This window comes from Mycobacterium sp. E183 (assembly GCF_001667735.1).
Classification (GTDB): Bacteria; Actinomycetota; Actinomycetes; order Mycobacteriales; family Mycobacteriaceae; genus Mycobacterium.
In genome coordinates, this window is sequence record NZ_LZJN01000160.1 from 56,223 (window position 1) to 70,696 (window position 14,474).

General features: G+C 66.3%; 14 protein-coding genes and 1 pseudogene. 4 read left to right on the forward strand and 11 right to left on the reverse strand.

Going from position 1 to position 14,474, the window contains the following annotated elements; genetic code table 11:
* Positions 1-28 precede the first annotated feature (28 nt).
* Both A5691_RS18885 and A5691_RS18890 read left to right on the forward strand, forming a co-directional pair.
* On the forward strand, positions 29-2,845 hold the full coding sequence (locus A5691_RS18885) for an aconitate hydratase (protein WP_197694415.1): 2,817 nt from the start codon (positions 29-31) through the stop codon (positions 2,843-2,845).
* 12 nt (positions 2,846-2,857) lie between these two features.
* Positions 2,858-3,439, forward strand: a complete 582-nt coding sequence (locus A5691_RS18890) for a TetR/AcrR family transcriptional regulator (protein ID WP_067754056.1) — start codon at positions 2,858-2,860, stop codon at positions 3,437-3,439.
* Positions 3,440-3,452: 13 nt separating this feature from the next.
* Here A5691_RS18890 and A5691_RS18895 read toward each other — a convergent pair whose 3' ends face one another.
* From A5691_RS18895 to trxA, 4 genes are all read right to left on the reverse strand, one after another.
* Positions 3,453-3,662, reverse strand: coding sequence for a helix-turn-helix domain-containing protein (locus tag A5691_RS18895; RefSeq protein ID WP_067890757.1), 210 nt, complete (start codon positions 3,660-3,662; stop codon positions 3,453-3,455).
* 93 nt (positions 3,663-3,755) lie between these two features.
* The gene (locus tag A5691_RS18900; protein WP_068016923.1) at positions 3,756-5,393 is read right to left on the reverse strand and encodes an ABC-F family ATP-binding cassette domain-containing protein; all 1,638 of its coding nucleotides are present in this window, start codon (positions 5,391-5,393) and stop codon (positions 3,756-3,758) included.
* A gap of 21 nt (positions 5,394-5,414) precedes the next feature.
* A complete protein-coding gene (locus tag A5691_RS18905) occupies positions 5,415-6,224 on the reverse strand; it encodes an enoyl-CoA hydratase (RefSeq protein ID WP_068016926.1) in 810 nt (269 codons plus the stop codon).
* Between the two features lie 55 nt (positions 6,225-6,279).
* Positions 6,280-6,633: a thioredoxin gene (gene trxA / locus A5691_RS18910; protein WP_068016929.1), complete on the reverse strand. Its 354-nt coding sequence runs from the start codon at positions 6,631-6,633 to the stop codon at positions 6,280-6,282.
* A gap of 198 nt (positions 6,634-6,831) precedes the next feature.
* On the opposite strand from trxA, the gene A5691_RS18915 reads away from it, so the two are divergent.
* The gene (locus A5691_RS18915) at positions 6,832-8,658 is read left to right on the forward strand and encodes an acyl-CoA dehydrogenase (protein ID WP_068016932.1); all 1,827 of its coding nucleotides are present in this window, start codon (positions 6,832-6,834) and stop codon (positions 8,656-8,658) included.
* Between the two features lie 86 nt (positions 8,659-8,744).
* Positions 8,745-9,515: a DUF5666 domain-containing protein gene (locus A5691_RS18920; protein WP_197694416.1), complete on the forward strand. Its 771-nt coding sequence runs from the start codon at positions 8,745-8,747 to the stop codon at positions 9,513-9,515.
* A gap of 82 nt (positions 9,516-9,597) precedes the next feature.
* Here A5691_RS18920 and A5691_RS18925 read toward each other — a convergent pair whose 3' ends face one another.
* The 7 genes and pseudogenes from A5691_RS18925 to A5691_RS18955 form a co-directional block, all read right to left on the reverse strand.
* A complete protein-coding gene (locus A5691_RS18925) occupies positions 9,598-10,008 on the reverse strand; it encodes a cupin (RefSeq protein ID WP_068016935.1) in 411 nt (136 codons plus the stop codon).
* A 3-nt stretch (positions 10,009-10,011) separates the two neighbouring features.
* The gene (locus A5691_RS18930; protein ID WP_068016938.1) at positions 10,012-10,770 is read right to left on the reverse strand and encodes an SDR family oxidoreductase; all 759 of its coding nucleotides are present in this window, start codon (positions 10,768-10,770) and stop codon (positions 10,012-10,014) included.
* A gap of 245 nt (positions 10,771-11,015) precedes the next feature.
* The gene (locus A5691_RS18935) at positions 11,016-11,321 is read right to left on the reverse strand and encodes a hypothetical protein (protein WP_068016940.1); all 306 of its coding nucleotides are present in this window, start codon (positions 11,319-11,321) and stop codon (positions 11,016-11,018) included.
* Between the two features lie 70 nt (positions 11,322-11,391).
* Positions 11,392-11,922: a cupin domain-containing protein gene (locus A5691_RS18940; RefSeq protein ID WP_231981000.1), complete on the reverse strand. Its 531-nt coding sequence runs from the start codon at positions 11,920-11,922 to the stop codon at positions 11,392-11,394.
* Between the two features lie 27 nt (positions 11,923-11,949).
* Complete coding sequence (locus A5691_RS18945; protein WP_068016943.1) at positions 11,950-12,717, reverse strand: SDR family NAD(P)-dependent oxidoreductase; 768 nt, start codon at positions 12,715-12,717, stop codon at positions 11,950-11,952.
* 290 nt (positions 12,718-13,007) lie between these two features.
* Positions 13,008-13,926: pseudogene (locus A5691_RS18950) on the reverse strand (LLM class F420-dependent oxidoreductase).
* Positions 13,927-13,988: 62 nt separating this feature from the next.
* Positions 13,989-14,369 carry a nuclear transport factor 2 family protein gene (locus A5691_RS18955; RefSeq protein ID WP_067275559.1) on the reverse strand — a complete coding sequence of 127 codons (381 nt, stop codon included), beginning with the start codon at positions 14,367-14,369 and terminating at the stop codon, positions 13,989-13,991.
* Positions 14,370-14,474 lie beyond the last annotated feature (105 nt).

Genomic DNA, 14,474 nt, shown 5'->3' on the forward strand with positions numbered 1-14,474 from the left:
CGGAAGAACTAAATCCTTGGGAGTTGAAGTGAGTAAAGAAGATTCTGTGAACTCGTTCGGAGCGCGCGACACCCTCAAGGTCGGCGACAAGAGTTACCAGATCTATCGTCTCGACGCCGTACCCAACACCGAGAAACTCCCCTACAGCCTCAAAGTCCTCGCCGAGAACCTGCTGCGCAACGAGGACGGCAGCAACATCACCAAAGACCACATCGAGGCCATCGCGAACTGGGATCCCAAGGCCGAACCCAGCATTGAGATCCAGTACACGCCCGCCCGGGTCGTGATGCAGGACTTCACCGGCGTGCCCTGCATCGTCGACCTGGCGACCATGCGCGAGGCGATCGGCGACCTCGGCGGCAAGGCGGAGAAGGTCAACCCGCTGGCGCCCGCCGACCTGGTGATCGATCACTCGGTGATCGCCGACCTGTTCGGCACCCCCGACTCCTTCGAGCGCAACGTCGAGATCGAGTACCAGCGCAACGGCGAGCGTTACCAGTTCTTGCGCTGGGGCCAGGGCGCTTTCCGCGACTTCAAGGTGGTGCCGCCGGGCACCGGCATCGTGCACCAGGTCAACATCGAATACCTGGCCAGCGTGGTGATGGACCGCGACGGGGTCGCCTACCCCGACACCTGCGTGGGCACCGACTCGCACACCACGATGGTCAACGGCCTGGGCGTGCTGGGCTGGGGCGTCGGCGGCATCGAGGCCGAGGCCGCGATGCTCGGTCAGCCGGTGTCGATGCTGATCCCGCGAGTCGTCGGATTCAAGCTGACCGGTGAGATCCAGGCCGGCGTCACCGCCACCGACGTGGTGCTGACCGTCACCGAGATGCTGCGCAAGCACGGCGTCGTCGGCAAGTTCGTCGAGTTCTACGGCGAGGGGGTGGCCGAGGTGCCGCTGGCCAACCGCGCCACCCTGGGCAACATGAGCCCCGAATTCGGTTCCACCGCCGCGATTTTCCCGATCGACGAGGAGACCATCTCCTATCTGCGGTTCACCGGCCGCTCCGACGAGCAGCTCGCCCTGGTCGAGGCGTACGCCAAAGAGCAGGGCATGTGGCACGACCCGAAGCACGAGCCGGCCTTCTCCGAGTACCTCGAACTCAACCTGTCCGACGTGGTGCCCTCGATCGCCGGACCGAAGCGCCCGCAGGACCGAATCGCGTTGTCCGACGCGAAATCCACGTTCCGCGCACAGATCGGCGACTACGTCGGCGACGACCCCGACAAGAAGGAGTACTCCAAGCTCGACGAGGCCGTCGACGAGTCCTTCCCGGCCAGCGACCCCGGCGCGCTGGAGAACGGCCACGCCGACGACGCCCCGAAGTTCGAATCGGCTGCGGCACATGCCAAGGGCCGGGTGAGCAACCCGGTTCGGGTGCGCTCCGACGACCGAGGCGAGTTCGAGCTCGACCACGGCGCGGTGGTGATCGCGGCCATCACGTCGTGCACCAACACCTCCAACCCCGAGGTGATGCTGGGCGCGGCGCTGCTGGCCCGCAACGCCGTCGAGAAGGGGCTGGCGTCCAAGCCGTGGGTGAAGACCACGATGGCACCGGGCTCCCAGGTGGTCCACGACTACTACGACAAGGCCGGCCTGTGGCCGTATCTGGAGAAGCTCGGCTTCTACCTGGTCGGCTACGGCTGCACGACGTGCATCGGGAACTCCGGCCCGCTGCCCGACGAGATCTCCAAGGCGATCAACGACAACGACCTGTCGGTGTCCGCGGTGCTGTCCGGCAACCGGAACTTCGAGGGCCGCATCAACCCCGACGTGAAGATGAACTACCTGGCGTCCCCGCCGCTGGTGGTCGCCTACGCGCTGGCGGGGACCATGGACTTCGACTTCGAGTCGCAGCCGCTGGGTCAGGACAAGGACGGCAACGACGTCTTCCTGAAAGACATCTGGCCGTCGCAGAAGGACGTCTCGGACACCATCGCCTCGGCGATCAGCCAGGAGATGTTCACCAAGAACTACGCCGACGTCTTCAAGGGCGACGAGCGGTGGCGCAACCTGCCCACCCCGAGTGGCAATACGTTTGAGTGGAACCAGGATTCGACGTACGTCCGCAAGCCCCCGTATTTCGAGGGGATGGCGGCGGAGCCCGAGCCCGTCGGTGACATCACGGGCGCCCGGGTGTTGGCGCTGCTGGGCGACTCGGTGACCACCGACCACATCTCCCCCGCGGGCGCCATCAAGCCGGGCACCCCGGCCGCGCAGTACCTGGACGAGCACGGCGTCGAACGCAAGGACTACAACTCCTTCGGCTCCCGGCGCGGCAACCACGAGGTGATGATTCGCGGCACATTCGCCAACATCCGGCTGCGCAACCAGTTGCTCGACGACGTCTCGGGTGGCTACACGCGCGACTTCACCCAGGACGGCGCCCCGCAGGCGTTCATCTACGACGCGGCGCAGAACTATGCGGCGCAGGACATTCCGCTGGTGGTGCTGGGCGGCAAGGAGTACGGCTCCGGTTCGTCTCGGGACTGGGCCGCCAAGGGCACGCTGCTGCTGGGCGTGCGGGCGGTGATCGCCGAGTCGTTCGAGCGCATCCACCGCTCCAACCTGATCGGCATGGGCGTGATCCCGCTGCAGTTCCCCGAGGGCAAGACCGCCAAGGAACTGGGGCTGGACGGCACCGAGGTGTTCGACATCACCGGCATCGAGGCGCTCAACGACGGCAAGACGCCAAAGACGGTGCACGTCAAGGCTTCCAAGGAAGGCGGCGACCCGATCGAGTTCGACGCGGTGGTGCGCATCGACACGCCCGGGGAGGCCGACTACTACCGCAACGGCGGCATCCTGCAGTACGTGCTGCGCAACATGCTCAAGTCGTAGCCGTCGTCGCCTGTGCCCAAAGTCAGCGAGGATCATCTGGCGGCTCGCCGCCGCCAGATCCTCGACGGTGCCCGCCGTTGCTTCGCCGAGTACGGCTACGACAAGGCCACGGTGCGGCGGCTGGAGACGGCCATCGGGATGTCGCGTGGCGCGATCTTCCACCACTTCCGCGACAAGGACGCGCTGTTCTTCGCGCTGGCGCACGAGGATGCCGAGCGGATGGCCGACGTGGCGTCGCGCGAGGGCCTCATCCAGGTGATGCGCGACATGCTCGCCGCGCCCGACCAGTTCGACTGGCTGGCCACCAGGCTGGAGATCGCACGCAAGCTGCGCAACGACCCCGAGTTCAGCCGCGGCTGGGCGGAGCGGTCCGCGGAACTGGCGGCGGCGACAACCGACCGGTTGCGCCGGCAGAAGGAGGCGCACCGGGTGCGCGACGACGTTCCCGGCGACGTGTTGCAGTGCTATCTGGAGTTGGTGCTCGACGGCCTGGTGGCGCGGCTGGCGTCAGGCGAGGATCCGCGGCGATTGTCCGCGGTGCTCGACCTGGTGGAAAAGTCCGTGCGCCGCAACGACTCTGGCCCGCAGGAGTAGCGACGCCGCGGCGCTACACCCGTGCGGATCGCGCGGTGCGGTTCGGGCCGCCGCGGCTGCGCATCGTGGCACCCGCCTGCAGCAGCAGGCTGTGAATCGATCCGTAGGACCTGCCGGTCGAGGCGACCAGCGTGCGGATGCTGGCCCCGCCCTCGTAGGCGTTCCGTAGCTCGGACAACAACTCCTCGCGGGTCTTCTTCGACCTTTGCGGTGTCCTTTTCATGGATGTCCTCCGCGGCTGAGCACGATCGCAAGCACCTAAGAGTAGGAACCCGTCGTCGGCCGCGGGCCGATTTGGACGAAAAGCACCCGGGAGTCAGGCCAGTTCGATGAGGTCTCGGTAGTCGTCGGACCAGAAGTCCTCGGTGCCGTCGGGCAGCAGCACAACCCGTTGCGGGTCGAGCGCCTCGGCCGCGCCGGGATCGTGCGTCACGAGCACCACCGCGCCCTGGTAACTGCGCAGCGCGTCGAGCACCTGTTCGCGCGAGGCGGGATCGAGGTTGTTCGTCGGCTCGTCGAGCAGCAGAACGTTCGCCGTCGACGCCACCAGCCCGGCCAGCGCGAGCCGTGTCTTCTCGCCACCCGACAGCGTGCCCGCCGGTTGGTCGAGCTGCGGTCCGCTGAACATGAACGCGCCCAGCAGGCCCCGCAGATCCTGCTCGCCGGTGTCGGGCGCGGCGTGCCGGATGTTCTCCCACACGCTGGCGTTGTTGTCGAGGGTGTCGTGCTCCTGCGCGAAATAGCCCATCCGCAAGCCGTGGCCGGGCTCCAGCCCACCGGTGTCCGGTTGCTCGGTGCCGGCCAGCAGTCGCAGCAGCGTCGTCTTGCCGGCGCCGTTGAGGCCGAGGACCACCACCCGCGAGCCGCGGTCGATGGCCAGGTCCACGCCGGTGAACACCTCGAGCGACCCGTACGACTTGCTCAGTCCCTTGGCCACCAGCGGCGTGCGCCCGCACGGGGCGGGGGTGGGGAACTTGATGCGGGCGACCTTATCGGCGACCCGCTCCTCGTCGAGCGCGGCCATCATCCGGTCGGCGCGACGCAGCATGTTCTGGGCGGCAACGGCTTTCGTGGCCTTGGCGCCCAACTTGGCGGCCTGCGTGCGCAGCGCGGCGGCCTTGCGTTCGGCATTGGCGCGCTCACGGCGGCGCCGTTGCTCGTCGGTGGCCCGGGCGTCCAGATACTTCTGCCAGCCCATGTTGTAGACGTCGACCTCGCCGCGCACGGCGTCGAGAAACCACACCCGGTTGACGACGTCGGCGAGCAACTCGACGTTGTGGCTGATGATCACCAGCCCGCCGGTGTGGGCGCGCAGGAAATCGCGCAGCCAGCCAACCGAATCCGCGTCCAGGTGGTTGGTGGGCTCGTCGAGCAGCAGGGTGGTCTCTGAACCTGAAGCGCCCGCTCCGCCTTCCGACGCGGCGAACAGGATCCGCGCCAGCTCCACCCGGCGGCGCTGCCCGCCCGACAGCGTGCGCAGCTTCTGCGTCAGCACCCGGTCCGGCAGGCCGAGACTCGCGCAGATGCGGCTGGCCTCGCTCTCGGCCCCGTAGCCGCCCAGCGCCACGAACCGCTCCTCCAGCTGCCCGTACCGGCGAATGGCGCGGTCGCGTGCCTCGTCGTCGGCGACCTCGGCCATCAACGCCTGCTGCTTTTCCAGGTCGGTGAGCAGAACGTCCAGGCCGCGGGCCGACAACACCCGGTCGCGCGCCAGCACGTCGAGGTCGCCCTCCTTGGGATCCTGTGGCAGATAACCGATTTCACCGGCGCGCAGCACCGACCCGGCGTACGGTTCGGTCTCGCCGGCCAGGATGCGCAGGGTGGTCGTCTTGCCGGCGCCGTTGCGCCCGACCAGCCCGATCCGGTCGCCGGGCTGCACGCGCAGGTCCGGCCCTTCGGGTGAGAGCAGGATGCGCGCACCGGCGCGGACCTCGAGGTCCGTGGCAGTGATCACATCTACTCCCTGATGTCGTGGCTACTTGTCGTCGGTGAAAACCGCGGGGCGTCGCTCCGCGCGCGCGGCAACCGCTTCTTCGAAGTTGGCGGTGAGCAGACGAACGAACAGCTGACCCAAGCCTTCGGCTTGCATGTGCCCCTCCAGGCTACCGGCGTCCAGTCCACTCCACAGTGTGCGCTTGGTCAATTCGATTCCCGGCCGCGAGAACGCCGCTATCCGGGCGGCGATCGCGTAGCAGGTGTCGAGCAGCTGTTCGTCGGGCACCTGGCACGACACCAGGCCGATGCGCTCGGCCTCCTCGGCGGTGACGTCGCGGCCCGTCAGCATGATGTCGAACGCCCGCGACGAGCCGATGGCCCGCGGCAGCAGGTAGGAAAGGCCCAGTTCGCTGGCGGTCAGGCCGTTGTTGATGCCCGCGGCGCGAAAGTACGCGCCGGTCGAGGCGACCCGGATGTCGGCGGCCAGCGCCAGGCACAGCCCGCCCCCGATCGCCGGGCCGTTGACCGCGGCGATCACCGGCTGGTGCAGGCGCCGCAGGCCCAGGATGACCTCGTCGAGGACCTCCATGGAGCGCAGCGCGTAGGTCGGCCGGGTCAGCCCCTCGACGTGGGGCACCGAGCCCGCGGACTTGTGATCGGCGCCCGAGGAGAACCCCCGGCCCGCCCCGGTCAGCACGACCACGCGCACGGAATTGTCGTAGGTAACCTTCTCCAGGGCCTCCTTGAGCGGCACCATGACGTCGAACGCCATGGAGTTCATCCGCTCGGGCCGATTGAGGGTTATCAGCGCGACACCGGGTCGCGGGTGCTCTAGCAGTACCAAACTCACCCAAGCAACCTAGCGCGTTGCCAAGGGCCGCCCCGCGCGCGCCGCGGCGCCGGTCTTATTCGGCCGGGCCGGCCTGGGCGGCGTCGACGTCGAATGCCCGGATTTGCTGGACCAGGTCTTCGAGCGCCGCCGGCGGCAGCGCCCCGGCCTGGTTGAACAGCAGTTTGCCCTTCTTGAAGGCCATCAGCGTGGGGATGGACCGGATCTGGGCGGCGGCGGCCAGCTGTTGTTCGGCCTCGGTGTCGACCTTGGCGTGCACGATGTCGGGGTGCTTTTCGGCGGACGCCTGGAAAGTGGGCCCGAACTGGCGGCATGGGCCGCACCAGGACGCCCAGAAATCGACGAGCACGATGTCGTTGCCCTCGATGGTTTCGTTGAACTTCTCAGCGGTGAGGTCGAGTGTGGTCACGTTTGCTGTAACGAGGGGGCGCGGCGTGGTGTTCCCGGGCGGGCAAGCCGGCCGCGGTTGCGCGGACGTCTTCTCCCCGCCGCAACCGTCGCGTAACCCGCCGGCGGCCGACCATAGGTTACGGTTGCGTACGTTTTCCCACGTCGGAGACACTGAGCGGACGATCCGCCGCGTCAAGGGACCAGTGAGGGAATCGCGTTGGGCCACTACATCGCTAACGTCCGTGATCTCGAGTTCAACCTGTTCGAAGTGCTCGACATGGGCGCCGTGCTGGGCACCGGACGCTACGGCGACCTCGACGCGGAAACGGTGCGGACGATCCTGGAGGAAGCCGCCCGCCTGGCCGAAGGCCCGGTGGCCGAATCCTTCGCCTTCGCCGACCGCCACCCGCCGGTCTTCGACCCGGCCACCCACACCATCAGCGTGGCGCCCGAACTGGCCAAAACGGTGCAGGCGATCAAGGAGGCCGGCTGGTGGCGACTGATGCTGGACGAGGAGATCGGCGGCATGGCCGCCCCGCCGCCGCTGGCGTGGGGCGTCAACGAGATGATCATCTGCGCCAACCCGTCCGCGAACTTCTTTTGCCTCGGCCCGTTGATGGCCCAGGCCCTGTTCGTTGAGGGCAACGAAGAGCAGCGGCGCTGGGCGGCCGAGGGCGTGGAGCGCGGCTGGGCGGCCACGATGGTCCTCACCGAGCCCGACGCGGGCTCCGACGTCGGGGCCGGCCGCGCCAAGGCCATCGCGCAGCCCGACGGCACCTGGCACATCGAGGGCGTCAAGCGGTTCATCTCGGGCGGCGACGTGGGCAACACCGCCGACAACATCTTCCACCTGGTGCTCGCGCGCCCCGAGGGCGCCGGACCGGGCACCAAGGGACTGAGCCTGTTCTACGTGCCCGAGTATCTTTTCGACCCCGAAACGTTCGAACTCGGCCCCCGCAACGGGGTTTTCGTCACGGGGCTGGAGCACAAGATGGGCATCAAGTCCTCCCCCACGTGTGAATTGACTTTCGGCGCAACGGATCTGCCCGCGGTCGGCTATCTGGTCGGCGACGTGCACAACGGGATTGCGCAGATGTTCACCGTGATCGAGCACGCGCGCATGACGATCGGCGTCAAGGCGGCCGGCACCCTGTCCACGGGCTACCTGAACGCGTTGGCGTTCGCCAAGGAGCGCGTGCAGGGCGCGGACCTGACGCAGATGTCGGATAAGACCGCGCCGCGGGTCACGATCATCCACCACCCCGACGTGCGTCGCAGCCTGATGACGCAGAAGGCCTACGCCGAGGGTTTGCGGGCCCTGTACATGTACGCCGCCGCGCACCAGGACGACGCTGTCGCCCAACATGTTTCGGGTGCTGACCATCAGATGGCTCACCGCGTCGACGACCTGCTCCTGCCGATCGTCAAGGGCGTGAGCTCCGAACGCGCCTATGAGATCCTGACCGAGTCACTGCAGACGCTGGGCGGTTCGGGCTTCCTGCAGGACTACCCGCTGGAGCAGTACATCCGGGACTCCAAGATCGATTCGCTCTACGAGGGCACGACGGCCATCCAGGCGCTGGACTTCTTCTTCCGCAAGATCGTGCGCGACCGCGGCGAGGCCCTGCAGTTCGTCACGGCCCAGATCAGCGCGACGATCGATGCGTGCGACGACGAGCTCAAACCGCAGGCCGAGCTGCTGCAGACGGCGCTCGACGAGGTGATGTCGATGACGGGCGCGTTGACCGGGTACCTGATGTCCGCCGCGCAACACCCCACCGAAATTTACAAGGTGGGGCTCGGCTCGGTGCGGTACCTGCTCGCGGTCGGCGACCTGCTCATCGGCTGGCGGCTGCTGGTGCAGGCCGGGATCGCGCACGCCGCGCTGGCGGGCGCGGACTCCAACGACGCGGCGTTCTATCGGGGCAAGGTGGCGACGTCGGCGTTTTTCGCCAAGAACATGCTGCCGAAGCTCACGTCGCTGCGCAAAGTCATCGAGTCCATCGACGGCGAAATCATGCGCATCCCCGAGCAAGCGTTCTGACCGCCGCACCGATTACGCACAGGTTAGCCACAGCTCCAACTGGTAATACCCATTCCGTTGGGTCCCACCACGATTGGAGAACGTTGATGTCTGCCAGCTGTCCAACGCCTCGGCTCACCCGAGCAGCGGTCCTCGCCGTCACCGGCGTCACCGCGCTGTCCATCGCCGCGTGCGGCTCGTCCAACAAGTCAAGCCCGACGACCTCGACTTCGACGTCCACCTCGGTGGTGACCTCCACGACCACGTCGCCGGCCCCGGCGAGCGGCGAGGCTCGGGTCAGCGGCCTGATCGCGTCGGTGGCGGGCAACTCCATTCAGGTCACCAAGGAAGACAACTCGACCGTCGCCGTGAACTTCACCTCCACCACCAAGATCACCGAGACCATCCCCGCCGCGCTGACCGATGTCACCTCGGGTAGCTGCGTCACGGTGCGGCCCACCGCGCCACCCCAGGCCGGGCAGCCCGTCACCGCCGCCTCGGTGAAGGTCAGCCCCTCCGTCAACGGCGCGTGCCCGGCCAAGCCGGCGGGGCAGGGTCCGGCGCCAAGCTCTACCACCCCGCCGCCCCCGGGCTCGCCGGCGCCGGCCCCGAAGCCCGCCCCGGTCCGTGGCTCGGTGGCATCCGTGTCGGGTAACACCATCAACGTCAGCGGCACCGACCCCAGTGGCAACACCACGCAGACCGCGGTGACGGTCGACGACAAGACCAAGTACAGCAAGCAGACAACCGCCACCACCGACGCGATCACGCAGGGCAAGTGCCTGTGGGCCCGCGGAACGATGGACAACGGCACGCTGCAGGCGACCAGCATCAACGTCCGGCAGGCCACCGACGGCAGGTGCGGCAAGCCCAAATAGGTGCGGCCCAGGGCGGCTGAGCTAACCGCTCCTACCAGGCGGGCGCGGTGGCGGCACCGGGCCCGCCTGGGCCTGCGAGCAATCAGCCCGTCACACGCAGGTGTTTTCGCGCCGTGAGCTCGCCGTCGGTCACCCATTCGCGCATCGGTTTCCCGGGCGCGCACAGCAGGGTGAGGACATAGCTACAAGGAATATCGGTGCGGTTGTTGGCGTCCCGATAGTGGATCACGTCGCCGCCGCGCCCCCAAAAAGCCTCTCCAGCACGGAGCACGCGTGGCGCTTCACCCTCGAGCTCGAACAACATCTCACCGCCGATCATGTAACCGAATCCGGGGCCCCCGGGAAGGCGGTGCGGCGGGTACCCAGAGGCGCCCGGCGGATGGGTGATGAGAACGGTCACGACATGGGCATCGTCGGGAATGGTCGGTAATCGCACTTCCTGAAGCACCTGGACGGTTGACTCGGGTGCGGACTCGGACGTTTCCAACGACATTCGTCATCCCGTCCTGGCGGGGCGTGCTTCGATCCAGTCGGAGTATCGAGTCGTGAAGATCGTCGCGTTCTCGTCGGGCGCGAGGCTGTGATCGTCGATCACCGCACCGAAATACGGAGCCTGGGGATCGGTCACGACCCGGCGTCGATCGCCGTTGGCGGCGAGGCCCGCGCGAACGAAGTCGTCCATGCCCATTGCTTCGGGTCCCGCGATCTCCACGACGCCGTTGATGGGAGGTCCGATCGCCGCACGAGCCACGGCGGTGGCGACATCGTCGGCGGCGATGGGGCGGAACGATGCGGGTGGCAATCTCACAATCTCCCCGTCTGTCGCGGAATCGGCCAAGCCAATCGCGAACTCGTAGAACGGCGTCGCGCGCACAATCGAGTACGGCCGGCCCGAATCCTTGATCAGCTCCTCCTGAGCCGCTTTGGCGGTGTTGTAGCCGCTGTCTGGCATGCTCTGCGATCCGACGACGGACAACGCGACATGGTGTTTGACTCCCGCTTCCCGCTCGGCAGAAAGAAGGTTCTTGGTCGCGGTCGTGAAGAAGTGCATCACAGGCTCGTCGTCGAAAATTGGTGAATCAGCAACGTCGACAAGGACATCCGCGCCGGTGACGGCGACTGCTAGGCCTTCGCCGGTGAGCGAGTCGACACCGGATCGGCGTGAAGCGGCGATCACGTCGTGTCCCTGCGCGCCAAGCTTGGCCACCACTTTCGAGCCAATAAGGCCACGCCCGCCGATGACTAAGATCTTCATGATGAACCTTTCAGCGTTGTAGTCTGGCCGGTGATCGAGCCCCGCCGGGACGATCGGAGACGCTTGCCGGCATCGGGGACGTGGGTCCTGCGATCGACGTTCCACCGGATGACGTTAGTTCGCCGAGGCGCCCTGCAAGCAGACCGGCCATCCGTCTCGGTCCATTCAGCCTGTGGCCGAACGGGGTGATCTGTCATCACCCCGGCCACCTCTTCACCCGGGTGAGGACCCCGTGTGCCCGGCCACTAAGCGTCCGCATCGAACTCTTCGCGCGCCACCGTGTAGAACGACATGCCGTCGTTTGGGCTGCCACTGATCTGACCGTGGTGCCGCCCGGCGCGCAGCGGAAGGCCGTCCGGGTAGCCAAGTTCCGGCTCCTCAGCGGCCAGACGCTCGTCCAGCGTCAGATGCTCGTCGGCAGAGATCCAGCGCAACGGCGCATCGACCACGATGTCGCCATCGTCATTGCGTACTTCGTCGGAGTCCAACGACTCGCTGGGCCCTAATGTGCCATCGGGCCGGGTGTCGTCGTAGTCGCCGTCGCTGATCATATTCCTCGCCTCCACGCGGGTCTCAGCCCGAGCGCGCCCTACGCACGCGATTTGCGAACCCGCCGCGTCCTCAAAGAGGTTCACCTGGGAATTTCAAGTCGAAGCGTTTGCAGAGTTCGGCGACGCTGTCGACATCCATCTCGAGTTCGTAGCGCGCACAGAGCTCATCCAGGATTTCGGGCGATATCGTCGCGATACCGCCGAGATCAGCAAGCTCGTCGAAAAACTGCTCGAATCCCGCGGGGGAAATGATCTCGAGGATGCGGGCCGGCTCGTCGCCCGCGTTCCAGAAGGTGTGCCATTGACCTCGCGGCTTGAAGATGAAGTCGCCGGGCCCGCCATCGAGCACCTCATCGCCGAGCAAGGCGCCCACGCGCCCCTCGATGATCCAGCTGTATTCATCTTCGTTGTGGTGGCGATGAAGGGGTGCGGCCAGCGCCCGGGGTGACATGGGATGCTCGAGGACGGAGAAGCGACCGTCAGCCCCAAATCTATCCAGGATGTGGCGCACACCGACGGTCCCATTGAAGACGGACTTGCCCTCGGTGCGCCCGACAGACTTGGCCGGCGGCCCGCCGGGCCTGAAGATGTTTATTGTCACTGCAATCTCTCCTTTGAGGCTTTCTGTCTAATTGCGGCCGGCCATGACGCCGCCATCGACATTGAGAATCGCGCCGGTGACCCAGCTGGCCTGATCCGACAGCAGATATGTCACGGCATTGGCCACGTCGGCTGGTGTGCCGACTCGCCCCAAGGGGTGAAAGGGCGCGAAAGTATCGAGCGTCGAATCGATCTCGTCCTTGGGTACCCAGCGCCCGAGTGCCGGGGTTTTGACGGCGGCCGGCGCCACGGCGTTCACCCGAATCTTGTGGCCGGCAAGCTCGATGGCCAGGTTATGGGTCAGCGCATGGAGGCCGGCTTTTTGCATGGAGTGCCCGCACGACGGGGTCACACCGATCGCCTGATGCGCCCACATGCTGCCGATGTTGACAATGGCCCCGCCCTCACCGCGGGCGATCATGCCCGCGACAACGGTCTGGGTCAGGAAGAACAGGGCGTAATTGAGGTCCATGTACGAGTCGTAGTCCTGCGCTTCGTACTCGAGAAACGGCTTGGGGATGAAGAATCCGGCCGCGTTGACCAACAGTGTCGCCTGGCCGTGCTCCTCAGAAAGCATCCGCTGCACATCGGCGACCGCGTCGCGATCCGTCAGCTCGGCGGAGATACCCCAAGCATGGCCACGCCGGCTCAGCTCGGCGACGGTTTCGTCGACGCGGTTCTTCGACAGACCCACGATCACCGCACTCCCGCCATGATCGACGATGTCGATCGCAACCTGCCGACCCATGCCGGCACTGCCGCCGATGACAACAACCTTCTTGCCCTCAAAATGCATGTGCGCCTTCCTGGTTCTCGTTGCGGCTGTGCTGGACCGCTTCGTGGTGACGACGGCTGTAACGCGTTCCACCGGACTGGTCGTACCGAGACTGCTGTCGAGCGAGGTGAGCTGTCATCACCCCCACCACCTGTTCACCCGGGTGAGACTGCGCGACGCTAAGCGCGAATCGTGCTTTGGAAAGCCCCGGCTGGCTGAAATTTTCTGTGCACGAGTTTGTTTCGTTTCCCGGCCTGGGTTGATCATTGCGGCTCCGGAGACACTCGCCAGATTTCGCCGCCACTGGTCCGTCACAACGAGGCCGCGACAGCCCATAGCTCTTCGGCCACCGGAGCGTCCGCCCAGCCCAGTCCGCTCAGCACCACATCGGTCGCACCCGCATCCAGATAACTCCGAAGCTGACGCCTGAGTGTTTTCGCTGAACCCACCACTGCGAGGTCTGCCGCATCGCGAACACCTTCGCGGGCGATCACCTTCCGATAAGACGGAATGGTCTCGTAGAAGCTTAATTGCTGGGCCACGAAATTCCTTGCTGAATTGACGTTGTCGGACACCAGTGTTGGCACCTGCGCGATGATCCTGGGTTTCGGCCGTCCAGCGGCGGCGGCTGACTTCGCGATGGCCGGTTCGATGAACTCTGCGATTGTCCGCGGACCGGCGAGATATGTCAGAGTGCCGTCGGCCAGCTCGCCGGCGACCCGCAACGCCTTCGGGCCCATCGCTGCCACATACACCGGAATGGGCGTGCCCCCGGCGACCTGCACCGGCCATCCAGGATGCGCGCTGATCTCGTTGCCGCTGAAGTCCACCGCGCCGGTGTCGAAGATGGACTTCAGCACCGTCAGGTGCTCACGAAGGCGTGTGATCGTGTTGGGCCACGACGTCCGGAAGGCCTGTCGCTCCGGCTCGTGCGCACCCAAACCCGAGACCAAGACTAAAGGCGCCGTGCGATGCGGCCTGCGCCGTCTGCGCCAGCGACGCGACGATCAGTGGATGACGCGGGTTGATCGGCACCACCGCCGTACCGACCCCGAGCCCCGGTACGGCCGCACCCACCAACGCGGCGAGGGCAATCGCATCAAGATCGAATTGCTGGCCCAGCCAGACCTGCCGGACGCCGAGCGAACGCGCACGGCCGGCCTGCGCAACCACGTCATCGACGACGTTGATTGCTTGAGGATTGGGGAACAACACGATTCCGGTCGGCATGGTGGATCCAATCGCAGGCTGAACTGACCTCTTCGATCTGTTCGGATCGATCCCGGGTGGTGTTAAGCGCCCGGGGCGATCGCGCAGGCCGCGACACAGACCCAGGTGCCATCACGCTTTTGATATGTGTCCGTGTACAGAGCTTCCTGCTCCGCGCCATCGGCGAGCATGGTGTAGGTGGCGCGCGCGTGGATCAGAGCGACGTCACTGAGGATGCGGATGTTGACGTCGTGGACAGCGAGATCCTTGAAGGGACGCGGCTCAGCGATGTATTCGAGGAACTCTTCGCGGTTTCGGGTTACGCCCGGCGTCTGCACGATGAAGTCTTCAGCAAGGAACTCGCGGAAGCGCCGGACGTCGTTGAACTGGTCGGAGTGGACGTAGTCGTTGTTGAGCTGCGCGAGGATCGCCAAATCTTCGGCCGGTTGCTCGGCATGGTGCATCTTCTGTTCCCTCTCCGTGCGGTGTCAGCTCGACGGCGGCGTCGTCGAGACGGGCTTGGTCCCAAATTGCATCCTTGGAGCGCCTTGAGGAGCTGTCATCACCCG